Genomic DNA, 21,218 nt, shown 5'->3' with positions numbered 1-21,218 from the left:
TTTAATCGTCTTCCTCCGGAAACCAAAGAATGATACTTGTACCCTTATTTTTTCTGCTTTTAACTTTAATGATCCCTTTATGCGCTTCCATTAACGCTTTTACGATTGAAAGGCCAATTCCAGCTCCGCCTGTTTTTCGATCTCGTGATTTATCGCCGCGATAAAAGCGTTCAAAGATATGCGGAATATCATCCTCTGCCATCCCTGATCCTTCATCTTCGACCTTGAAACCTACATACCCTTCCTTATCCATTAATACTGAGATGGTTACATTCTTTCCTTCTGGCGTATATTTTAGGGCATTATTCAACACATTGGAGAGGATTTGCATTAAACGGTCCTTGTCTGCAGGGAAAAGCAGTTCCTTTTCGGGCTCTTCGATATGAAGCTGTACACCCTTTTGTTTAAACAGTGGTAAAAACATTTCCCATAATGCCAAAAGAACATTACCTGCCTCTACCTCTACTTTTTCCAATCTAATTTGTGGATTCTCGGCTGCAAGCAGCTTCTCAAGCTCATTCACTAGCCTAACTAATCGCATGAGCTCTTCATGACTTGATTGTAATCGTGCAGGTGTCGGCTCCCATATCCCATCCTGGTAGGCCTCAATTTGACTTCTTAACGTGGCAAGCGGTGTCCGGAGTTCATGAGCTAAATCCCCAGTAAATTGTTTTCTTAACATTTCACCCTTTGCCAAGGATTCTGCTAGATTATTAAACGAAATCGCAAGCTGTTTAACCTCTGTGGGTAAACCAGTTAACGGAATCCGGATCGATAGATTATGCTGCTGCAGTTCATTTGCTGCAAAAGAAACTTTATTTAATCCAGAGGTTAGTTTTTTAGAAAATAACATACTAAATAGAATCGATAGCAAGATTGTTAAACAAACAGCAGCATAAATGTATAACTGAATCGTTTGTAAAAAATTGTACTCATCATCAATTAAGCCTACAGGGTAAATTGCTTCAAGTTTACCAATCACTTTATTGTCTACTCTCAGAGTATAGGAGGAAGAATGCCACTCCTCTTCATTAGGCTCGGGTTCGGTCAACCCTAGGCTATTCAAGTAACCAACAATATTTGAGGTCCCCATTTGCAATTGACCACGGTTATCATACAAATCGAAATAAAGCTGATCGGTCATCGCATGCTCATGGAGGAAACCAAAAACCGGGTCCCTAGTAAAATGTCCATTTTTCTGATAGCCCTTTTCAATTTCTGTGATGATTCTATCAATCTTCTTATCTCGGTTACGATCTAGATAATTCTTGAAACTCTCTTCAAATCCCCACTGCATAAAAAAGCTGACAAAGAGTATTCCGATCATCGAGCTGAGTAGAAGATAAAAGAGAATTTTAGACCGCAGTGTTTGAAACATCTAGCACCCCTCCAAATTTATACCCCATCCCAAATACGGTCAGGATAAACAGAGGCTGCCTAGAATCCAACTCGATTTTTTTTCGAAGGTTTTTAATATGGGTATCGACGCTTCGCTCATAGCCCTCGTAATACATTCCTTCATCCTGGATTTTTTCGAGTAAGTCCATTCGGCTGTATACTCTTCCCGGATTAAGTGCCATATTGGTAAGCAGTTTATATTCAATTGGTGTTAAAATAACATCATGGCCCTTTACCGTTACTTCTTTTTTACTGAGGTCAATTGCCAGTTTTTTATTATTGAATTCAATCCGCTCTACTTTCTCTGTTTTCTTTACTCTTCTGAGGATAGCCTGAACCCTTACTACTACTTCCCGCGGGCTAAATGGCTTTGTTAGATAATCATCTGCACCCATAACAATTCCGTTTATGCGGTCATCTTCCGCAGACTTAGCCGTCAGCATCAGAATGGGGACATCTGATTCTTTTCTTACTAAGCGGCATACCTCTTCTCCGGAGATATCCGGCAGCATTAAATCTAGTACAATTAAATCTGGATTTATTGTTTTAGCCTTTTTCAAGGCGTCTATTCCATTATCAGCACAATGAATTTCATAGCCTTCTCTTTCGAGGTAGGCTTCGAGAACTTCTAGTATTCTTTTTTCATCATCAACTAGTAATATTTTCATCGTTCTCACTCCCTTAACTATAATATATCATGTTGGGGAATGGCTTTTTTCATCTTCACAAATTCATCACAACTTCTTCATAACATCTACAATATTTCTCGATAAGATGTACCTGTAGCAATGAAAGAGTTCTTAATTCTCTAAGGTTATACATGGTATTAACCGACTTGCTCCTCCCAATTTTAATCTCTCTTTTTTACATATGGGTTCCCCCTTGGGAGCCCTTATTTTTTTGCAAATCAAAGTTTCCGCATGATTTACGCTCCAGGTGCTTCGCTTTCCGCAGGAGGTCCGGGGAGCCTCCTCGTCGCTAAAGCGCCTGCGGGGTCTCCCCTGCCCCTTACTCCTGCAGGAGTCTCGCACCTTCCGCTCCAATCAATAAATTTACTAATCAATAAAGCCTATAGTAGCAATTTTTATAAAAAGAGCCCTTATCAATTCTGATAAGGACCATTTTTGTTTAGTCTTCGGTTTTTTTGATTGTGTCTGTGAGTTCTTCGATGCTTCGTTTTATGTTTCCTTTTCCTGAATAGTTCTCGATTAGTTCTTTCACGTCAATTCCACTTGATGCTTTTAATGATTCTTGGAGCGTGGCCATTAGATTTGTTGCATAACCGGTAATTTTATTGGCTCCGCCATTCTCACCTGAACTACCAGTATCTACTACAGTAATTTTATCAATATTAGCAAGCGGGCTGGCTACTTGCTTCGCATATTCAGGAAGCATTTTCATGATCATGTCTAAGATAGCGGCCTGACCGAATTGTTCGAAGGCTTCAGCAATCTTTTCCTTCGCTTCCGCTTCTGCCAAACCTTTTAGACGAATAATCTCTGCCTCTGCCGTACCTTGTGCCTTTTGGGCCTCCGCTTTGGATAAACCATCTAGGCGAACACGTTCTGCCTCCGCTTTTGCCATTGCTTCAATACGATATTTATTCGCTTCAGCATCTGCCATTTGTTTAGCTTTATTTGCAGCTGCAGCCTGCTCAACGGAGTAACGATCCGCATCGGCTTTTTTCTTCACTTCTGAATCGTATTGACGTTCACGGCGCAGAATTTCTTTTTCTTCTAATTCGATTTGTTTCTGTCTTTCAATAATTTTTATTTGCATTTCCTGCTCCGTAACTTCCTGCTTCGACCTTGCACTTTCCAATTCGTAGGCCATGTCAGCACGGGCTTTTGCACTATCTTGTTCACGGCGAAACTCTGCCACTTTTAACTGATTAATTTTTTCTGCTTCAGCAATTTCAGTAGCACGCTCTAATTCAGAACGCTTTGCTTCCTTTGCAGCCTCCGCTCTTTTAATCCTAGTTTCCTTATCAGCTTCAGCCGTTGCAATATCAGCGTCACGTTTAACTTGGGCAATTCTAGGTTTACCAAGGGAATCGAGGTATCCATTTTTATCGCGGACATCTTTAATCGTAAATGAAACAATCACTAATCCCATTTTCGCCAAATCCTGTGAAGCGACTCTTTGAACCTCTTGTGAGAATTTATCGCGGTTTTTATAAATCTCCTCTACTGTCATCGAACCGAGGATGGAGCGTAAATGGCCCTCAAGAACTTCCTTCGCTTCATTTTCTCGGTCTTCCTTCGCCTTACCCAGGAATTGTTCCGCAGCCGTGGCAATTTCACTAATCGAGCCGCCAATTTTTATGATTGCAACACCATCTGCCATAACGGGTACGCCTTGCTCTGTATACACTTCAGGTGTTGTTACCTCAAGCTTGCTTGAAAGCAGGCTAAGCGGTTTTGCCTGTTGAAACACCGGTAAAATGAAACTACCGCCGCCGCGAATGATTTTGATTTTATTGCCTGATTCATCCACATGTACACTGCCGTTACCTAAGAAACTTCCCGTAACAATCAGCGCCTCATCTGGCCCAGCTGTCCGATACTTCGTGATAAAAACACTAATTAAAGCGATTAAAATAAATGCAACAATCCCAATTACAATCCAAAAACTCAATTCCATCTAGCCAACCTCCCTATAGTAAGTACTTCTCTATTTCTTGATGAGAGCTAACTTGGAGCACCCCATCTTTTATATCAACCACAAGCACATTCGTGCCATTATCAATCTGAACACGATCAAAGCTTGTCGCTGGTTTTGCAATTCTTCCGCTTATACTTTCTATCATAACTTCACCATAACCGTCTGTCGGAATTGCAGTAATCACGGTTCCAATCCTGCCTCTTAAATCACTTTCTTTATATACCAGTGATTCTTCGGCATTCGACAATGGGATTAGAATAAAAACATTTAACAAAGTAACAAGTATGAAGGCAATAACAGCTGATATCCCTAAAATTGCTAGATAATGTAATGCAGTAAGCTTCTCAAATAAATACCCGCTTGCCGAAAAAATAGTGACAAACGCAAAGATAATCACTGGATTAAGAAAATCTGGTCCATCGAAATGAACAACGTCCGCAAAGAATACATACAAAATGGTTAAAATACCTGAACCAATTAATCCATATAAATAAATCGTTTCTAATGGCAGATTGAATACTTCCATCGGCACCACTCCCTTCCTTATGTATTCAACATTAATACGATTCAATAAATGGAAAAGTTTCACATTTATAATAAAATTTTACTCGAATAATAAAAAAAGTGCTATGACTTTTGCCATAGCACTACTGAATCATATTTAAAAATTTTCTCGTCCGTTCCTCTTTTGGATTGGTGAATATTTCTTCTGGTTTGTTCCTTTCAACCACAACACCTTGATCCATAAAAATAACCTCGTCTGCAGCTTCTCTTGCAAAGCGCATTTCATGTGTTACGACAATCATCGTCATCCCCTCATTGGCAAGGTCCTTCATGACTTTTAACACTTCACCCACCAGCTCAGGGTCAAGAGCTGAAGTCGGTTCATCAAACAGCATAACCTCTGGCTCCATTGCCAATGCTCTTGCAATCCCTACCCTTTGCTGCTGCCCCCCTGAGAGTTGTACAGGGTAATAATCCATTTTATCCCCCAGCCCTACCTTTTCTAATAAGGTCTGGGCTTTTTTACGAGCGCTTTCCTTATTCTCATTTTTTACAATTACAGGTCCCTCCATCACATTTTCAAGAGCTGTTTTATGAGGGAATAAGTTATAGCTTTGAAACACCATACCCGTTAATCGGCGAAAGGCTGCAATGTTTTTCTTCGGTACAGGAACAGAGAAATCAAGTGTTTGGCTCTCAATCGAGATAACGCCTTTCGTTGGTGTTTCTAAAACATTTAAACAGCGAAGCATGGTTGTTTTTCCTGAGCCGGATGGTCCAATCACCACTACTACCTTGCCCTTTTCTACTTCTAAATCAATCCCTTTTAGAACCTCTAACGTTCCGAATTGTTTATATAATCCTTGAATGGAAATCAACGCACGGACCCTCCCTTCTATTACACGTAACGGTCTAATTTCTTTTCTAAAACTTGCTGGATAACGGAAAGGATAAAGCAAATGACCCAATAAATCAGGGCAGCTTCAGAATAGACCAGTAAAAATTCATAATTGCTCGCTGCAATTTCTTGAGCTTTGCGAAACATCTCTGATACAAGTACAAGGGATGCCAGGGAAGTGTCTTTCACGAGACTAATAAACGAATTGGATAGTGGCGGCAGGGAAACTCTGGCTGCTTGAGGCAGGATAATTCTTCGTAACACTTGGGAATAACTCATCCCAATCGAATAGCCAGCCTCCCACTGTCCTTTTGGGGTAGATAGAATCGCAGCACGTATAATCTCAGAAGCATATGCTCCTACACTAAGAGAAAATCCTATGACTGCAGCTATATAGGAATCGATAATGATTCCAAGGGTGGGCAGGCCATAAAAAATGATAAATAACTGTACCAATAACGGAGTTCCACGAATCACAGAAACATAAACTCTTGCAATCACTTGGAAAACCTTCACATGAGAAATACGAGCCAAGGCTGTTAATATAGCTAAGATCAATCCAATCACAAATGAAATCAGGGTTAATGGAATGGTATTTAAAATAGCCCCTTTCAAAAGGGGCAGAAAGGAACTTTGAGCTATATCAATTAATCGAGCCATTCTCTCTGGATCAGCAAAAATACTATTTAAGTACATCTTCACCAAACCATTTCTCAGAGATTTTTTTGTAGATGCCGTCCTCTATCATTTCGGTTAATGCCTTATTTACCTCATTAACTAGCGTGTCACTATCTTTTCTGAACATAAGTCCGCTAACGGAAGCGTCTTCACTAGTCGCGGCAATCTTTATTGGCGCATCAGGTCTTTGCTTAGTATAATCTAGGAACGAAATTCGATCGTTAATGGTTACATCAACCCGTTTGGAAGCAAGTAGTTCCACAGCTTGGGTAAAGCCTTCAACGCTAACTAAATTAGCACCATGCTTTTTGGCCATTTCTCCATAGTTACTTGTTAAGGACTGTGCTGAATTTAAGCCTTTTATGTCTTCAAAAGCCTTTACTTTTTCATTATCCTTGTGTGTAATCAAAACAGCAGCTGAAGTAATATATGGATCAGAAAAAGAGTATTTTTCCTGTCGATCTGGCCGAATTCCAACCTGGTTCGCAATCATATCGAATCGCTTTGCATCGAGGCCAGCAAATATGGCATCCCATTGTGTTTCTTTAAACTCAGGCTCTACCCCTAAACGTTTTGCAACTTCTGTTGCAATCTCAACATCAAACCCGGTCAGATTTCCACTCTCATCATGAAACGTAAATGGTGCATATGTACCCTCTGTCCCAATTAGAAGCTTGCCTTCATCTTTAACCTTGGCAAGTAAATCCTTATCGTCAGCCTTATCTGCTGTTTTATTATTATCTTTATTATCCTTCTTCGCCTCATCATCATTACCACATGCGGACATAAGCAAAAGAATGCTAAGTAGAAGTGCAAATACAACCGTAAATTTCTTCAAGTCCGTTACCTCCTATATTAGTTTCTAGCCATACAAATACTCCCTAAGATTATCGTTCCCTTTTTTCTTATTAAAATGTAAAACACCTGCCAGTTTTCTTAAAGGAAACCCTTTAAGTAAAACTGGCAGGTGCGAAGGCTAGGCAGATAATAATTCTTTTTGTTCCTCTTCTTTAGCACGCTTTTTCTTAAGTGGACCATAAAAGAAGATTCCACTTGATAAAAGGGCTATCCCTAATATAAAGGTCTTAAGATCTGAAGTTCCTGATATAATGACCCATACTGAATAAATGGTTGCAACTGCTGCAATAATCCCATCTATCACTCTAGACTTTGAATTATGATTGTATGTTTCACCTTTAATCACTAATTTCAACTGATAAACAGAAGCAATAAAATAAGGAACTAAATAGGCTAACGTTGCAATGATAATAATAAAATCAAAAGCCCCTGAAATCGATTTAGATACGGTTGAGAAAATAAAAATTTGAGCGATTCCGTTTGTTAATACAAGTGAAAAGATAGGGAGGCCCTTTTTGTTTTCTTTTAAGAAAGCCGGAAGGAATAATCCTTGCTTTGCCGCTTGATAAGGTACTTCAGCACTTAACATAACCCAGCCAATCGTAGAACCAAATAAGCTGACTAATCCAATAGCGGCTAATACTTTCCCGCCAACCGGTCCTAAAACGGTTTGAATCGCATCAATCAATGGCTTTTCCGAGTTGATAAGTGTATTTTGGTCTAACATCCCCATGACCAGTGTGCTTATCCCAATATAAATACCAAGAGCGATAAAAAGTCCAACAATCGTTGCTCTCTTTACATCAATTTTTCTTTTCGCACGTGACGCAAACACTACAGCTGACTCCAACCCACAGAAAGCCCATAAAGTTACTAGTGCCGCATTGTTCACTTGTGACATTAAACCAAATGTTTCTCCCGAATCCCCTAATCTAGTTTCAACCATAGGTAATATATTTGCTTTATCGAAGGCAAATACTCCAACAAGGATAAATAGTAAAAATCCCGTCACCTTTGCTGCAGTTGCTGCAAAATTTAATTTTCCAGCACTTTCTAATCCGCGTAAAATGATAAAATGCGTACCCCATAAGAGAATGGAGCAAACAATAAAGGTTAACCCATTACCAACCTTCAATGTATATCCGCCAATCGTGAACCAGTCAGCCTGACTCGTTAAAACAGGAAAGAAGGTTGATAAATATCCAGCAAATGTAGTAATAATCGCAACATTTCCAGCTACGTTTCCAATCCAGTAACCCCAAGAAGCCATAAATCCTGATAATATAGAACCTTGAGAACCTGGTTTAAATAGTTCTTTTGCATATATTTGTGGTCCGCCTGTCAGATTCGGCTTCCGGATGGCTAGGTTTCCGAATACAAGTGCAATCATTAACACACCTATTCCAGTAAATAGCCATGCCAACATAACTCCAGCAGCGCTGGCAGCTTCTGATAAAGAACGCGGAAGCATGAATATACCTGAACCGACCATGTTACCAACAACAAGTGCAGTTAAAACCCAAAAACCTAACTTATTTGAATTCCCCAAGATGTAACCCCCTATCTAGCTTTAAGGTGCATAATTTATAATCAACTTCAAAAGTGAATAATTATTATATTAACGTAATAATATTAAGTGCCTCTATCACCATAGTCAATGGAAAATATAACATACAGAATACCAAAACAATAAAAAAAATAGCAAGGTAATCCTTTGATATGATTACATTACTATTTTGACATTTTTATTTTCTTCTTGCTTAATCTGCTTTGAATTGAACCTTCGGGGAAATACTCCCGACATATCCATCGCCGTTCCTAGTATAACATCTTGGCCAATTTCGTCAACAGTTGGTTTTAAGGAAATCAATAATAATTTATCCTGAAATTGTATTTCAAAGGTGACACTTTCTTGAAGTTTCTTAGCTAGATGACAATAGTCATTTAAGGATCCATCCAGTGCTGGCAGGATTTTCGAAATCGGTACTCCCGCCAAGTCTTTTTGAGAAGAGGGAACTCCGTTATGCAATGCACCATCAATATGCGTACAAACAAACTGTTTTCCAATCTCCCTCAGCGTAAAAAATAAGCCTGGATGATATGACATCGAAATTTGTTCATTGGATTTCTTTTCATTAACATATTCAGAAAAATAAAACCCTTTTAAAATAAAGTAAAAACCAAAGACCTTATAAATATGACCTAAGAAGTTATCAAGATCAAAAACACTTTGATAGATTGTAAAAATTAATTCGGTAAGAAGCAAAAAGACAAAAGCCAACCCGAAAAATAATTTGTCTTCCTTTTTGTCTAGATAATATTGATATAAGGCAACCATCAAAGAGATAAATAATATAAAACTTACACCATATTCCATACCATTTTTTAATAAGGTAGTACCTTTACCTTCAATCACAAGCAAGGGGAGAACTTTCTCATAGGCAATAATAATGTATCCAACGGCGCCTGTAAGTAATAACCCGAGGGTGACGGATACAAAGCGATAATCTTTCTTTACTTTCTTATCAGGAAGAAGAATTATAGTTAACATTAATATCGATTGGATGACCCTGGCCGTAATCCAAAACCAGGTTGCCTTTTGGACAGAGCTCTCTGTTATAAAAAAAGGCATTCCCTTGTATGAAAGGGTATGGAATAAATCAATTATTCCAGTTGTTAAAAAGGTAAAAGCTAAAAGCAGCAAACGAAGGGATCTAGTTGCGCTGAACTTTTTCAGTCCATATAGAAAGATAGTTATAGAAATCGCAATACAGATAATCTCTAATAGGGAGTGCATGCCTACATAGTTTTTGGGGTCATAAATGGTATAAGTTTGTGATATGAAAATACGAACCAACATCAGCAGAAAAATGGCACTTACCGAATAAAATAGGAATTTAGTTTCCGTCATCTTTGATCTCATATTTTCCACATCCTTTTACAATGATTTGATTAAATCTAATTATAAAAGAGGTGTGGAAAAATAATCAGTCAAATTATATCAATTTTATGAATTTTCAATAGAAAAAGGGAAAAGTCCCCTTTTTCTATTTCCACCATTGGTCAAACATGGATGCTGGAAGGTGTCGCTTATGTTCAGTTACAAGATAGCGTTTTTCAATTTTTTCTGCTATTTCTTGTGAAACAATTTTTCCTTCGAGGTAATCATCGATGTCATCATATGAAATCCCTAGTTCTGTTTCATCAGCTTGACCTGGCTTCTGGTCGAGCAAATCAGCAGTTGGCACTTTCAGATAGAGACTTTCTTCGGCACCTAGCTCTTTAAGCAGTGCTTTGCCCTGGCGTTTCGTTAATCCGCTTAAAGGCAGCACATCCGCTCCTCCGTCACCATGTTTCGTAAAGAAACCTGTAACCGCCTCCGCCGCATGGTCCGTGCCAATGACGAGCAAGTTCTCCATCCCGCCAAAAGCATATTGAGCAATCATTCTCAATCTTGCCTTCACATTGCCTTTATGATAATCACTTAATGGTTCTGCTGGATTGGCAGTATTATACTCAGATTGAACAGCGTCCACTGCCTCTTGAATATTAAACGTGTACTCCCGGTCTGCGGAGATGAATTTCATTGCTCGGACTGCGTCGTCTTCATCCCGCTGTACCCCATAAGGCAATCGAACAGCAATAAATAAAGCATCATTGGCTTCTTGACGAAGTTCTTCAACCGCGAGCTGGACAAGCCGTCCCGCAAGCGTTGAATCCTGGCCACCGCTAATTCCTAAAACGTATCCCTTTGCCCTTGTTTTTACTAAATAGCTTTTTAAGAAGTCAATTCGATTTCTTATCTCTTCCTTAGGATTAATCTCAGGTTTCACATTTAATGTCTGGATTATTTCTCTTTGCATGGTATCTATTTATACCTCCATTGTTTTTATATGCTAATAAGAATTTATCATAATTGTTTAATATTTACTTAAAATCTTACTCCTTCCCTCAACAAATGATATGATTATAGAATTGGTTTTCAGCTCAAAATAAGTTATCACATATTATGGAGGAATAAAATGAACCCAAAAACTTGTAATGAATCAAGAGTGGTTAGGACGGGCAGAATTTTTCCGAATGATGTAAACAATCACAATACCTTATTTGGCGGCAAGTTAATGAGTGACATGGACATGATTGCCTCCATTTCGGCTGTACGACATGCAAGAAAAGAAGTTGTTACCGCCTCAACAGACTCAGTTGACTTTTTAAGCCCGATTACTCAACAGGATTCTATATGTATTGAATCTTTCGTTACCTGGACTGGGACCAGTTCAATGGAGGTTTTCGTCAAAGTGATTGCAGAGAATTTAATGACGGGTAAACGAAAAATTGCAGCTACTGCTTTTTTAACCTTTGTTGCTTTGGATGAAGAAGGAAAACCAACAAAAGTTCCTGAGATTATTCCCGAAACGAAAGAAGAAAAAAAGCTGTTTGAAACAGGAAAAGATAGAGCTGAAAAACGGAAAGAACATCGTAAAAGCAGTAAGGAACTCGCAAGTTATTTTACAACCGAAAAACCTTGGGAATGAAGATAGGCTGATAGCTCGCCTATCTTCACTTTTTCTCTGTTGACTCACTTTTCCACGTCATAACCCCATCTTCTTCATCAAACTCAATCGTGACATCGACGACGCCTTTTTCTGCCATGATTTTCTCCTGCAAACGGTCTTTAATATCATCTGCAGCGGCAATTGTTAGATTAGGGTCTATCTCAATTTCCAATTCCACATGTAAATCTTCCCCTTCTTTAATGACAGCAAGGTCTTGGATATCTTTAACATCAGGGTCTGACATCACTAATTGACCAATCTTCTCTTCCATTTCCTCATCTGCCCTGCCAAGAACACCCGCAGCATTATCCAAAAAGACTCTGCCGACAACAAAGAACATCATGAGACCGATGAGAATAGAAGCAGCTCCTTCAATCCAATGGATATGCGTAAAATGGGCAATCACGACGGCGATAATAGCAAGTAAGCCTCCGCTTGTCGCGACTAGATCTTCCATGAACACAAGCTTTGTTGCTGGCTTAGCTCTGCCGAGATGGGCAAAACTTTTAAAAATAACACTCGGACCACTTGCTGGTTCTCCGACCTCATGCATAACTTCCTTCATTGCCTTATAGAGAACGTATATCTCAAGGATGAGAGCGAATGCCAGTACGCCTACATTAATTAAGAACCCTTCTGATTCAGCTGGATGCAGGATATGATGATAACCTTCTTGGATGGTCTCAAACGCCATAATCCCAACGATTAATACAGCCCCTAGCAAGACTAAGTTAACCAATCGACCAAAGCCATTAGGAAAACGGTCAGTTGGTGACTTCTTACTTAAGGCAGAACCGATAAACACAAAAAACTGGTTAGCCGCATCTCCTAGACTATGCATCGTTTCCGCAAACATCGCGACGTTTCCCGTAAACATATAGGCAACACCTTTAGCAATCGAAATGATCGTGTTAACGATGGCTGCAATCAATGCAGATTTATTACCTTTTCGTAATAATTTAAATAATTCTCCCATTATACCCCTACTTCCTCATGCATTTAGATACCCTTACTATTTTCAAAAAAAGCCCATTTCATGAAAATAGCTCCCTTCCTATTTAGTGAATTTTTCCCAATCGGTAAAATTGCTGGTAGAATAAGGAATACAAAGGGATATACTGATTTTGAGGAGGATTGGGTATGAAATTAGAAGAAATAATGAGTAATCTTGAGGAATTAGGCTCAGAGCAAACGAAAAAAATCTATTTGAACCACGGGGTAAAGGAACCCTTCTTTGGAGTTAAAATAGGTGACTTAAAAAAACTTGTAAAATATGTGAAAAAGGACCATGAACTTGCATTGGCACTTTATGATACGGGGAATCATGATGCGATGTATTTGGCTGGACTTTCCGTTAATCCGAAATTAATGACGAAAGAAACATTGCAGGATTGGGTGAAGAAAGCCTATTGGTATATGCCGGCTGAATACACGGTCGCAGGCGTTGCCTCAGAAAGTAATTATGCGCTTGAACTAGCCCGTGAATGGATGGATTCAGAGGAAGAAATGGTAGCAGTTAGCGGCTGGAATACATATACAAACTATATTTCAATAACACCTGATGAAAAGTTGGATTTAGAAGAAATTCGCAGCCGAATGCATCAAGTCGAAACGACAATCCACGAGGAGCGAAATCGTGTCCGATATGTGATGAATACCTTTGTCATTGGTGCTGCAGCCTATGTTAGCGGTTTGCAGGAAGAAGCACTCAACGTGGCCGAAAAGATTGGCAAGGTTCACGTCAATGTCGGGAACACAGCGTGCAAAGTTCCATTAGCAACACAATATATTAACAAAATCGTTCAAAATGATAAAATAGGTATTAAGAAGAAAACGGCCATTTGCTAAATAGAAAACCCCCATCGACGTGGGGGTTTCACTTTTTTATACGTTTTTCAAAACTAAGAGTAGTCTGTTATTTCTCGCACTTCGTTCTTCTTCTGAAGCTAAATCATATTTTTTCAACAGATGAAACACTTCATTTAATAGGTCCTGAGTATGTTCCTCGGAAAAAAATTGATTAAATAATGTCTTCACGTCTTCTGGAAGAAATGCTGCTTGTGCTTCATATTTATTTCTTACATCTTCCTTCGTATGGTCCAGTTTGCATTCGCTCATAAGGGTCACCTTCTATACTTTCTTATTATCTGTTACTTCTAATACATCCAAGATGAAAACAAATACCGGTATACCTATTATTAAGCCCCACACTCCAAAAAAGTGTTCAGAAAAAATTAAGACGAGGAAGGTATAGAAAACAGGCAAATTTGTTTTTGAAGACATTAAATTTGGATTTAAAATATATGCCTCGATAGCATGGATAATCATGATTGCAATAAAAACATAAAGGACTGTCATGATTCCACCAATACTATACCCTATGATGACCAGCGGAATAAGAGAAATGATCACCCCGGCAACAGGAATCAATCCTAAGAAGAAAATCATAATGGAAAGTCCACCTAACTGCGGAAATCCAAATATCCAAAGGGCGATTGTGGTAAGTACACAGTTAACCACTGCAATGATTAATTGTGCTTCAATTACTTTGCCGAATGTACCAACAAATTTTCCAGAGAAAAATTCTATTTCTGCGTAAATAGACGCAACCTTACTTGTTTTGAATTTTTTTGTAAATTCTATTAAACGAGGTTTTTCTAGTAAGAAAAACAAGCTCATTAAAAGAGCAATTAATATTTGCAGGCTAAATGTACTAATATCAGTAAAATAGGAAATTACAAAGGTAAAACCTCTCTCCAAATAACTTGAAACCTGGATTTCCTCAAGACGGCTGACCAAATAATTTAATATGATGTTATCGTGTTCTTTGGTATAAAATGCAGTGATTTGTTTTATTAATGCTGTTATTTCGCCAATGATCATTGGTAAGTATTTCACAAGACCATAGGAGAGGAAACCTACTATTGTAGTATAGGAAGCTACAACAAGAATTTTCCGATTTAATGGAATTTTTCTTGATAAGAAAATAACCAGCCGATCCATTAGAAATGTGAAGATAAACGTAAATAAAATCAAATTGATCATATCTCTTAGTCCATAAAGAACCAGTGCCAGTAAGACAAAGATAGAAATTCTTTTAAAACCGCTGCTTTTAAGTAGATTATTTATCATATTAATTTACCAAACCCCATTTTTTATGTCCTAATAACTATGTATTAACTTTATTATAACAAATAAGTATCTGATTGTTACTTTTAAGTCTGAATCTTTTATAAAAAAGATTCATTCGAAAGACCCAGTGGAAATTTCTAATAGCTGGACAGGCAAAATATTCAATCCCTTCTCATACATATTCAAAGAGCGTGATTTATTTCGTTTTTAATTGGAGGGGATTGTAGTTGGCAGGAGGTCAAAAAGCACTCTTATACATCTTGTCTTTTTTCATACCTGTAGTTGGAATCATTTTAGGGATAGTTTGGATGAATGATCAAGATATAGACAAAAAAGCCGTTGGAAAAACTTGTTTAATTATCGGTATTGCCGCGATTGTCCTTAGTTGTATCTGCTGGTTTGCCGCTTCAGCATTGTCCATTATTCCAGCCTTTATGACGTATTAACTTCCAGATGAAAAACCCAATTCTATAGATTGAATTGGGTTTTTTTGAATATAGGAGTGATTAGGATGCTGCATGAAGTTTTTCATTTTTTTGGTCGGGCGATATGCCATCAATTAGATGAGCGATCGCTGACAGTGTCCGGTGAGGTTCTTGCGGTTTGCGCGAGAGATACTGGGATTTATATAGGAATTTTTTCTACGCTTATTTATTTACATTTTTCAAAAAGGAAACAAAGTATTACGATTCCTTCTATTAAGGTAAGCTTTTTACTTTTATTGTTTCTGGTTCCATTAATGATCGATGGACTCGGTTCATATTTAAACGTATTTGAATCGACGAATGTCAGGAGGTTGGTTACGGGGACTTTATTTGGTTTCGTCCTACCTTATTTTATTTACCCGCTGCTATCGAAACAAGCACTGGATCATAAATGCCAACCGGTTCTAAACGAGAGTAGGGATTTTTATCTACCACTTCTCTTAAGCTGTCTCTTGGGTGGAATATTTTATTGGGGCAACCTTCCGTCCGACCTTCTTAATGGCATCATTATTTTCACAATCATTGTATGGTTTAGTTTATGTGCTTCATTTCTTTTTTCATCAATCCGCCGCCGTACATTAAAATTGGCTCTTTCGGTATTTACCAGTCTGGCTTTTCTCTGGTTACTTTCTGTCATGCATTCTTGGATAACCATATAAAATTCTATAAAGGATAAATTATTCATTATAAAGAACAACTTCACCTAAAAAAATTACCCTTCCTGTTCAATATGATATTGTCTGCCAGTTCTAGCGACTTTGTTCCATCCTTCTTTGTTAATAAAGTATTGTACGGTTCCATTTAACGTGCAAAACAATGTAAAAAATCGATAGAAAATGATATCAAAAATGATAACAACTAAAATATTTAGAAATTCTTTATAGGAAAAACTATTTCGATAGTAATAAGAAATAACAATAGCCACAAAATTATAGAGTAAATTTGATAAACCGGTAATGATAGCAAAGAGGAAAATTACACTTGGATTACCCGAAAATAATACTATAGACAAAAATCCTACTACAGTAAGAAATGAGCAAAAAATACCTACAAATAATGCATCAACCATAAAGAAAAAGGATAAAGGACTCTTAAAAACGGATAACAGAAATTCTTTTAAATAAAGAACAGTGCAATCAATAAACGCCTTTTGCCACCTAATTCGCTGGTCATACAGCCCCTTCCATGTTTCAGGAACCTCCGTATAACAAATTGCTTCTGGAATATAGGCTACTTTTAAATCGTTTTTTTTATTTTTATAATGTTGAACCTTTAAGGTAATATCGATATCTTCGCCAATCGTTTTTCTATATCCGCCTACTTTAATCAAAACATCTCTTTTAAAAATACCGAAAGCACCAGATATAATGGAAAGAGCATCTGCCTTTGCTAGAGACGCTTTATAAATATAGAATCCCCGTAAATATTCAGCGATTTGAAATTTAACAATCGGTTTGACCTTTAATGTAGGTTTTAGAGAACTATTTCTTAACTTTCTACCCTGTAAAACATGGACGGTTCCTCCCGCAGCGATTAAGTTGGGATCTTCAAAAGCTCTGTTAATAACACAAAGAGCCTTATCATCTAATATGCTATCCGCATCTAAGGTAATAACCAAATCGTTGGAGGCATAGGTTATTCCAGCATTAAGTGAGTCTGCTTTTCCCCCATTAAATTTATCAATTACGACAATCCTCGGGTTTTTCTTCGATCTATAAATTCCTTTTATTGGAGCAAACTCTAAATCACAATTATTCGGTCTCATTTTTTGAATCTCTAGATCTAACATTTCTTCCATTATTTCAAATGAATGATCAGTAGAACCATCGTTGATCAGGATGTATTCATAATTCTTATAATTTAGTCCCTCAATCCCTAAAATAGTTGTTTCAATAATAGATTCCTCATTGTAACAAGGGACCAAAATACTCAATGGTTTTTCGGATAACTTTATCTCTGTTTTTAGATAATAGGGTTTTTTCCTTAGAATAAACAGCGAATGAATCATATGGAAAATCGGGAAAATGAGACAGATGATGAAAATTAAATGCGGCCAAATTTCAAATATATTTTCCATTTACTCTCCTACTTTACGATAAATTTTTACATAATCTATTGAAAATTCAGCTGGGAAAATGGTACTCTCATCTGGTTTACCTGGCCAGTTCCCTCGAGACTAACATTCTCTTTTTTATAAGCACGTAATTTTTAGGACTTTCTTTAATCAAAAGTTCTTCAGTATGGACACTTTATGGGAATATTTAAATTAAAGTTGAAGACTGTAAAATATGTAACAATAACCTCAAAAGAATCTTATACTCTTTGATTGTCATCTGTCCCTTCAGGATATATATTGAACGTAACGTTCAATATAATGAACAATAAAACAAAAAAAATTTACACTTACTAAAAACAAGATTAATTTGTATTTATGGCATCAATTAACTTTTTTATTTGGTTTAATTTTTCAGTGGTTAATTGATCATCAGACAATTCTATTTCGACTTTTAGTTTACTTTTCACCTGTAGTAACCCTTTACAGTATGGTCCTGACTCCTCTTTTTCAATACGAATCAAATCCTCTACTGCCACTCCAAAGGTTTCTGCTAGCTTCCCGAGTATCTCCAAACTTGGGTTCTTTTGAATTTTCCGTTCTATTAAACTTAAATAAGATTTTGAGATACCGGTCTGTTCACTTAACTTACTTAAAGACATTCCCTTGTCTACCCTCAACGCTTTGAGTTTATTTCCGTCCATCGAATCACCCCTTGTTGTAAATTTTCAACTTACCCACCGAGGCCTTTTGTTATTAGCGTAATTACCAATGGTCCTAAGATTACAATAAATATAGAAGGGAATATGAAAAATACCATTGGAAATAACATCTTAACAGGTGCTTTCATGGCCTGTTCCCGTGCAGCTTCACGACGTTGTTCACGAATTCTTACAGTTAAATTGCCTAGAACCTTTGCCATTCCGATTCCGAGCTGGTCTGCCTGGATTAATGAGGTAATGACACTTTGAAAGGAATCAGAAGGCACTCGTTTCCGAAGAGCATAGAAAGCCTCTCTTCTAGATTTACCAAGCTTCATATCTTCCAACGTTTGAAAGAATTCCTCCGCGAGCGGACCTTTAATCTTTTTCGAGACCTCTAGCAGAGCCAAATCTAACCCCATTCCTGCTTCCAACAATAGATTTACAGTATCAAAAAAATCAGGCATAGAAACATTAATCGCTTTAATTCTAGCAGTCTTTTTCTTCCCTAGATAAAAGATTGGAAGTCGAAACCCTAACATTGCCAACGTCAACATCATCATCCAGGTTAACAGTTTGTTATCTGAACTAGGGAGAATAAAGAAAAATATAGGTAAGCATAATCCAGCACTTAGGACGAATTGGAACAGCCTGAAATCGACCGCTGATTTAAAAGGATTGCCAGCGTCCCTTAGGAGCATGTCTAATTTTTTCCTCTCGGCTTTTGAAACCCTTTTACTTAACATCTCTGTTCCTTTGCTCCAATAGATATCGATAGACTTTTTTAAACTCTTCTTATTCTTTTCGTCTAATGAATCTTCTTTTTGCTTTTTTAATGGTTCAGCAAAAAATTTATTTACCCGTTCATTGAAGGCTATTTGTTTTTTGAATATGGTAAGCATAAAAGCTGCTATAAGTGTAGTTGAAAATCCAGCGAGTAAAAATAATAGTATAATATCCAGCATATTACACCTCGATTCGGATGATTTTCTGAATAACCACCCAGCCAATGATGATAGAGACTGAAGCAACGAACAGCATCATCCATCCTAATGGATGCTCCAGCATGGGTGCAAAATATTCACGATTTACTAATGCTAAATACAATCCAAGACCAACCGGCAATAACGTAATAATCCAAGATGACATCCTGCCCTGTGCAGTCAATGTGTTTAGTTCTTCCAGTATTCTAACCCTGCCCCTAATGGTTTCTTCCATTGTTTCAAGCAACTCAGCTAGGTTTCCTCCGCTCCTTCTTTGAGCAAGAATAGCCCTGATTACTACTTCCAGTTCCTTATTTGGCAGGCGTTTCTCCATTTCATCGAAAACCTCCTCCAAAGGAACACCTAATCCTGCCTGGCGAATTACTCGCTCAAATTCAGGTCCCAGTGGATCGGGAATCTCTTTTCCAACCAGCTGCATTGCCTGCATAAAGCTAAAGCCTGCTCGCATGGAGTTTGCCATCATTCCTAACACTTCAATCAATTGATAGTTTACAAAGGCCAAGCGTTTTTTTCTTTTTCGTTTCATGATGATTTTAGGAACTGCAAAGCCAATGATTACCACAACCGCATTAAAATACCATGGCAAGTCTAGAATTAATCCTAATAAGCCAATTCCGGCAGCTGCAAGAAGCCTAAGCGCAAAAAAATCCTCTGGTTTCAATTTACTTCCTGCTTCAAGCAATAGCTTTTCTGTACCTTCATTAAATTGAACGTTTTTAAACATAGCCGCAATTTTATATACTAACTGGTTACTGACAGATGGTTTCTTTTCACGTTCGCTCGATACTTCTATTTGCTCTGGAGAAGGCAAAAACTCGTTTATACGTTGTTTGATCCTTCGCTTTTCAGCATAGGTTACTAGAAAGAGAAATATAGTGCCGCTAACGGCAATAAATAGCAGCAGAATTGTTATCGCTGTTTTCATTTTTCCCACTCCCCAATAAACCATGATGAAGGCAGCTGATAACCATTTATCTCAAGCTGCTCGGTGAACTTGGGCCGAATACCGGTACTTATGAATTTACCCTCAATTCGGCCATCAATAGTATGACGTGTTTCCTTAAAAACAAAAAGGTCTTGAAGAACAATCGTTTCCCCTTCCAACCCTAGTACTTCCGTTATATGGGTAATCTTTCGTGTCCCATCCTTCATCCTTGACTGATGGACAATTAAATCAATCGCATTCGCAATCTGTTCACGGATGGCTTTTACCGGAAGTTCATATCCTGCCATTAACACCATGGTCTCCAAGCGTGAAAGGATGTCACGCGGAGAATTTGCGTGACCTGTACTTAAGCTCCCGTCATGACCGGTGTTCATTGCTTGAAGCATATCCAAAGCCTCTGCTCCTCGAACCTCACCGACTACGATTCGATCAGGACGCATCCGAAGTGCATTTCGAACTAAATCACGGATCGTAATTTGTCCCTTACCCTCAATGTTCGGCGGACGGGATTCAAGTGAAACGATATGCTCCTGTTCGAGTTTAAGCTCGGCTGCATCTTCGATTGTTACAATCCGTTCATCATTGGGAATAAAGGATGATAATACATTTAGTGTCGAGGTTTTACCTGATCCAGTCCCACCGCTAATAAAAACATTAAGCTTTGATTTCACACAAATCTCAAGAAATTCCGCCATTTTTTCATCCAAAGTTTTAAAATCGATAATATCCTTAATAGTAAATGGAGTTTCAGAGAACTTTCGGATGGTTAAGCTTGGTCCCTTAAGTGCCAGCGGAGGAATAATCGCATTAACACGTGAACCATCAGGCAGACGCGCGTCAACCATTGGTGAACTTTCATCCACTCGGCGGCCAATAGGGGAAACAATTCGCTCTATAACTCGCATAACATGTTGATTATCGATGAAATTTACATTGCTTCGGTAAACCTTACCTTTTTTCTCGTAGTAAACCTCATTGTAGCTATTAACCATAACCTCGCTGACTAAAGGATTCTCCAACAAAGGGGTAATCGGCCCATAAGCAAGCAATTCGTCTTTAACATAATGAAGAAGATCCCTCTTCTCTTCAAAGGTCAACCTTGTACCTTCCTGTTCAAAAAAGTTCTCTGCTAATTCCTCTAATTTTTCATTTTCCTGTTTTTTATTTTGACCAGGATATTTTTTCAATTCTTCCAAAAGGTAATTATGAAGGTCCGCCTCGATATCCCAGAACTCTTGTGACTTCTCTGCAATCGGAATTTCTTGGGATGACTTGGTATTGGTATTTATTATTGTGTTATTTTCCTCTATAAATCGTTTAAATAGTGACATATCCTTCGCC

22 protein-coding genes are annotated in these 21,218 nt (G+C 38.0%); 4 read left to right on the top strand and 18 right to left on the bottom strand.

What is annotated here, in order from left to right:
• Window position 1 precedes the first annotated feature (1 nt).
• From ACY3XC_RS13650 to nadE, 10 genes are all read right to left on the bottom strand, one after another.
• On the bottom strand, window positions 2–1,378 hold the full coding sequence (locus tag ACY3XC_RS13650; RefSeq protein ID WP_464869047.1) for a HAMP domain-containing sensor histidine kinase: 1,377 nt from the start codon (window positions 1,376–1,378) through the stop codon (window positions 2–4).
• Window positions 1,356–2,066 (bottom strand): response regulator transcription factor, encoded by a 711-nt coding sequence (locus ACY3XC_RS13645; RefSeq protein WP_464869046.1) that lies wholly within the window; start codon window positions 2,064–2,066, stop codon window positions 1,356–1,358. The genes ACY3XC_RS13650 and ACY3XC_RS13645 overlap by 23 nt, the downstream gene beginning before the upstream one ends.
• Window positions 2,067–2,526: 460 nt before the next feature.
• Window positions 2,527–4,041, bottom strand: coding sequence for a flotillin family protein (locus ACY3XC_RS13640; RefSeq protein ID WP_464869045.1), 1,515 nt, complete (start codon window positions 4,039–4,041; stop codon window positions 2,527–2,529).
• A 13-nt stretch (window positions 4,042–4,054) separates the two neighbouring features.
• On the bottom strand, window positions 4,055–4,588 hold the full coding sequence (locus tag ACY3XC_RS13635) for an NfeD family protein (RefSeq protein WP_464869044.1): 534 nt from the start codon (window positions 4,586–4,588) through the stop codon (window positions 4,055–4,057).
• 121 nt (window positions 4,589–4,709) lie between these two features.
• Window positions 4,710–5,444, bottom strand: a complete 735-nt coding sequence (locus ACY3XC_RS13630) for an amino acid ABC transporter ATP-binding protein (RefSeq protein WP_464869043.1) — start codon at window positions 5,442–5,444, stop codon at window positions 4,710–4,712.
• 20 nt (window positions 5,445–5,464) lie between these two features.
• Complete coding sequence (locus tag ACY3XC_RS13625) at window positions 5,465–6,160, bottom strand: amino acid ABC transporter permease (RefSeq protein WP_464869042.1); 696 nt, start codon at window positions 6,158–6,160, stop codon at window positions 5,465–5,467.
• Complete coding sequence (locus ACY3XC_RS13620) at window positions 6,147–6,980, bottom strand: amino acid ABC transporter substrate-binding protein (protein ID WP_464869041.1); 834 nt, start codon at window positions 6,978–6,980, stop codon at window positions 6,147–6,149. Before ACY3XC_RS13620 ends, ACY3XC_RS13625 begins: the two co-directional genes overlap by 14 nt.
• A gap of 138 nt (window positions 6,981–7,118) precedes the next feature.
• On the bottom strand, window positions 7,119–8,549 hold the full coding sequence (locus ACY3XC_RS13615) for an amino acid permease (RefSeq protein ID WP_464869040.1): 1,431 nt from the start codon (window positions 8,547–8,549) through the stop codon (window positions 7,119–7,121).
• Between the two features lie 174 nt (window positions 8,550–8,723).
• A complete protein-coding gene (locus ACY3XC_RS13610; RefSeq protein ID WP_464869039.1) occupies window positions 8,724–9,923 on the bottom strand; it encodes an MASE3 domain-containing protein in 1,200 nt (399 codons plus the stop codon).
• 124 nt (window positions 9,924–10,047) lie between these two features.
• Window positions 10,048–10,863 (bottom strand): ammonia-dependent NAD(+) synthetase, encoded by an 816-nt coding sequence (gene nadE / locus ACY3XC_RS13605; protein ID WP_464869038.1) that lies wholly within the window; start codon window positions 10,861–10,863, stop codon window positions 10,048–10,050.
• Between the two features lie 159 nt (window positions 10,864–11,022).
• Here nadE and ACY3XC_RS13600 point away from each other — a divergent pair, with 159 nt between their 5' ends.
• Window positions 11,023–11,535: an acyl-CoA thioesterase gene (locus ACY3XC_RS13600; RefSeq protein WP_464869037.1), complete on the top strand. Its 513-nt coding sequence runs from the start codon at window positions 11,023–11,025 to the stop codon at window positions 11,533–11,535.
• Window positions 11,536–11,560: 25 nt separating this feature from the next.
• Here the strand turns inward: ACY3XC_RS13600 and ACY3XC_RS13595 are convergent, their stop codons facing one another.
• Window positions 11,561–12,532 carry a cation diffusion facilitator family transporter gene (locus ACY3XC_RS13595; protein ID WP_464869036.1) on the bottom strand — a complete coding sequence of 324 codons (972 nt, stop codon included), beginning with the start codon at window positions 12,530–12,532 and terminating at the stop codon, window positions 11,561–11,563.
• Window positions 12,533–12,696: 164 nt separating this feature from the next.
• On the opposite strand from ACY3XC_RS13595, the gene ACY3XC_RS13590 reads away from it, so the two are divergent.
• Window positions 12,697–13,404, top strand: a complete 708-nt coding sequence (locus tag ACY3XC_RS13590; protein ID WP_464869035.1) for a DNA alkylation repair protein — start codon at window positions 12,697–12,699, stop codon at window positions 13,402–13,404.
• Between the two features lie 36 nt (window positions 13,405–13,440).
• On the opposite strand, the gene ACY3XC_RS13585 is transcribed toward ACY3XC_RS13590, so the two are convergent.
• Both ACY3XC_RS13585 and ACY3XC_RS13580 read right to left on the bottom strand, forming a co-directional pair.
• Entirely contained in the window at window positions 13,441–13,674 is a 234-nt protein-coding gene (locus ACY3XC_RS13585; RefSeq protein WP_464869034.1) for a hypothetical protein, read from the bottom strand.
• A 12-nt stretch (window positions 13,675–13,686) separates the two neighbouring features.
• On the bottom strand, window positions 13,687–14,688 hold the full coding sequence (locus tag ACY3XC_RS13580; RefSeq protein ID WP_464869033.1) for an AI-2E family transporter: 1,002 nt from the start codon (window positions 14,686–14,688) through the stop codon (window positions 13,687–13,689).
• A gap of 227 nt (window positions 14,689–14,915) precedes the next feature.
• On the opposite strand from ACY3XC_RS13580, the gene ACY3XC_RS13575 reads away from it, so the two are divergent.
• On the top strand, window positions 14,916–15,134 hold the full coding sequence (locus ACY3XC_RS13575; RefSeq protein WP_464869032.1) for a hypothetical protein: 219 nt from the start codon (window positions 14,916–14,918) through the stop codon (window positions 15,132–15,134).
• A gap of 65 nt (window positions 15,135–15,199) precedes the next feature.
• The gene (locus tag ACY3XC_RS13570; protein WP_464869031.1) at window positions 15,200–15,832 is read left to right on the top strand and encodes a DUF2085 domain-containing protein; all 633 of its coding nucleotides are present in this window, start codon (window positions 15,200–15,202) and stop codon (window positions 15,830–15,832) included.
• Between the two features lie 53 nt (window positions 15,833–15,885).
• Here the strand turns inward: ACY3XC_RS13570 and ACY3XC_RS13565 are convergent, their stop codons facing one another.
• The 5 genes from ACY3XC_RS13565 to ACY3XC_RS13545 form a co-directional block, all read right to left on the bottom strand.
• On the bottom strand, window positions 15,886–17,250 hold the full coding sequence (locus ACY3XC_RS13565) for a glycosyltransferase family 2 protein (RefSeq protein ID WP_464869030.1): 1,365 nt from the start codon (window positions 17,248–17,250) through the stop codon (window positions 15,886–15,888).
• 341 nt (window positions 17,251–17,591) lie between these two features.
• Window positions 17,592–17,930, bottom strand: a complete 339-nt coding sequence (locus tag ACY3XC_RS13560; protein ID WP_464869029.1) for a helix-turn-helix domain-containing protein — start codon at window positions 17,928–17,930, stop codon at window positions 17,592–17,594.
• A gap of 29 nt (window positions 17,931–17,959) precedes the next feature.
• The gene (locus ACY3XC_RS13555; RefSeq protein ID WP_464869028.1) at window positions 17,960–18,892 is read right to left on the bottom strand and encodes a type II secretion system F family protein; all 933 of its coding nucleotides are present in this window, start codon (window positions 18,890–18,892) and stop codon (window positions 17,960–17,962) included.
• A gap of 1 nt (window position 18,893) precedes the next feature.
• Window positions 18,894–19,856 carry a type II secretion system F family protein gene (locus ACY3XC_RS13550; RefSeq protein WP_464869027.1) on the bottom strand — a complete coding sequence of 321 codons (963 nt, stop codon included), beginning with the start codon at window positions 19,854–19,856 and terminating at the stop codon, window positions 18,894–18,896.
• Window positions 19,853–21,208: a CpaF family protein gene (locus ACY3XC_RS13545; RefSeq protein WP_464869026.1), complete on the bottom strand. Its 1,356-nt coding sequence runs from the start codon at window positions 21,206–21,208 to the stop codon at window positions 19,853–19,855. The genes ACY3XC_RS13550 and ACY3XC_RS13545 overlap by 4 nt, the downstream gene beginning before the upstream one ends.
• Window positions 21,209–21,218: the final 10 nt, after the last annotated feature.

The organism is Bacillus sp. CZDM1 (genome assembly GCF_055502545.1).
This window is presented reverse-complemented; position numbering and strand designations above follow the sequence as displayed.

Bases quoted from the DNA above. Each gene is read 5' to 3' on its own strand.
- ACY3XC_RS13650 (WP_464869047.1), bottom strand. From the start codon at position 1,378: ATGTTTCAAACACTGCGGTCTAAAATTCTCTTTTATCTTCTACTCAGC.
- ACY3XC_RS13645 (WP_464869046.1), bottom strand. From the start codon at position 2,066: ATGAAAATATTACTAGTTGATGATGAAAAAAGAATACTAGAAGTTCTC.
- ACY3XC_RS13640 (WP_464869045.1), bottom strand. From the start codon at position 4,041: ATGGAATTGAGTTTTTGGATTGTAATTGGGATTGTTGCATTTATTTTA.
- ACY3XC_RS13635 (WP_464869044.1), bottom strand. From the start codon at position 4,588: ATGGAAGTATTCAATCTGCCATTAGAAACGATTTATTTATATGGATTA.
- ACY3XC_RS13625 (WP_464869042.1), bottom strand. From the start codon at position 6,160: ATGTACTTAAATAGTATTTTTGCTGATCCAGAGAGAATGGCTCGATTA.
- ACY3XC_RS13610 (WP_464869039.1), bottom strand. From the start codon at position 9,923: ATGAGATCAAAGATGACGGAAACTAAATTCCTATTTTATTCGGTAAGT.
- nadE (WP_464869038.1), bottom strand. From the start codon at position 10,863: ATGCAAAGAGAAATAATCCAGACATTAAATGTGAAACCTGAGATTAAT.
- ACY3XC_RS13600 (WP_464869037.1), top strand. From the start codon at position 11,023: ATGAACCCAAAAACTTGTAATGAATCAAGAGTGGTTAGGACGGGCAGA.
- ACY3XC_RS13595 (WP_464869036.1), bottom strand. From the start codon at position 12,532: ATGGGAGAATTATTTAAATTATTACGAAAAGGTAATAAATCTGCATTG.
- ACY3XC_RS13590 (WP_464869035.1), top strand. From the start codon at position 12,697: ATGAAATTAGAAGAAATAATGAGTAATCTTGAGGAATTAGGCTCAGAG.
- ACY3XC_RS13585 (WP_464869034.1), bottom strand. From the start codon at position 13,674: ATGAGCGAATGCAAACTGGACCATACGAAGGAAGATGTAAGAAATAAA.
- ACY3XC_RS13580 (WP_464869033.1), bottom strand. From the start codon at position 14,688: ATGATAAATAATCTACTTAAAAGCAGCGGTTTTAAAAGAATTTCTATC.
- ACY3XC_RS13570 (WP_464869031.1), top strand. From the start codon at position 15,200: ATGCTGCATGAAGTTTTTCATTTTTTTGGTCGGGCGATATGCCATCAA.
- ACY3XC_RS13565 (WP_464869030.1), bottom strand. From the start codon at position 17,250: ATGGAAAATATATTTGAAATTTGGCCGCATTTAATTTTCATCATCTGT.
- ACY3XC_RS13560 (WP_464869029.1), bottom strand. From the start codon at position 17,930: ATGGACGGAAATAAACTCAAAGCGTTGAGGGTAGACAAGGGAATGTCT.
- ACY3XC_RS13555 (WP_464869028.1), bottom strand. From the start codon at position 18,892: ATGCTGGATATTATACTATTATTTTTACTCGCTGGATTTTCAACTACA.
- ACY3XC_RS13550 (WP_464869027.1), bottom strand. From the start codon at position 19,856: ATGAAAACAGCGATAACAATTCTGCTGCTATTTATTGCCGTTAGCGGC.
- ACY3XC_RS13545 (WP_464869026.1), bottom strand. From the start codon at position 21,208: ATGTCACTATTTAAACGATTTATAGAGGAAAATAACACAATAATAAAT.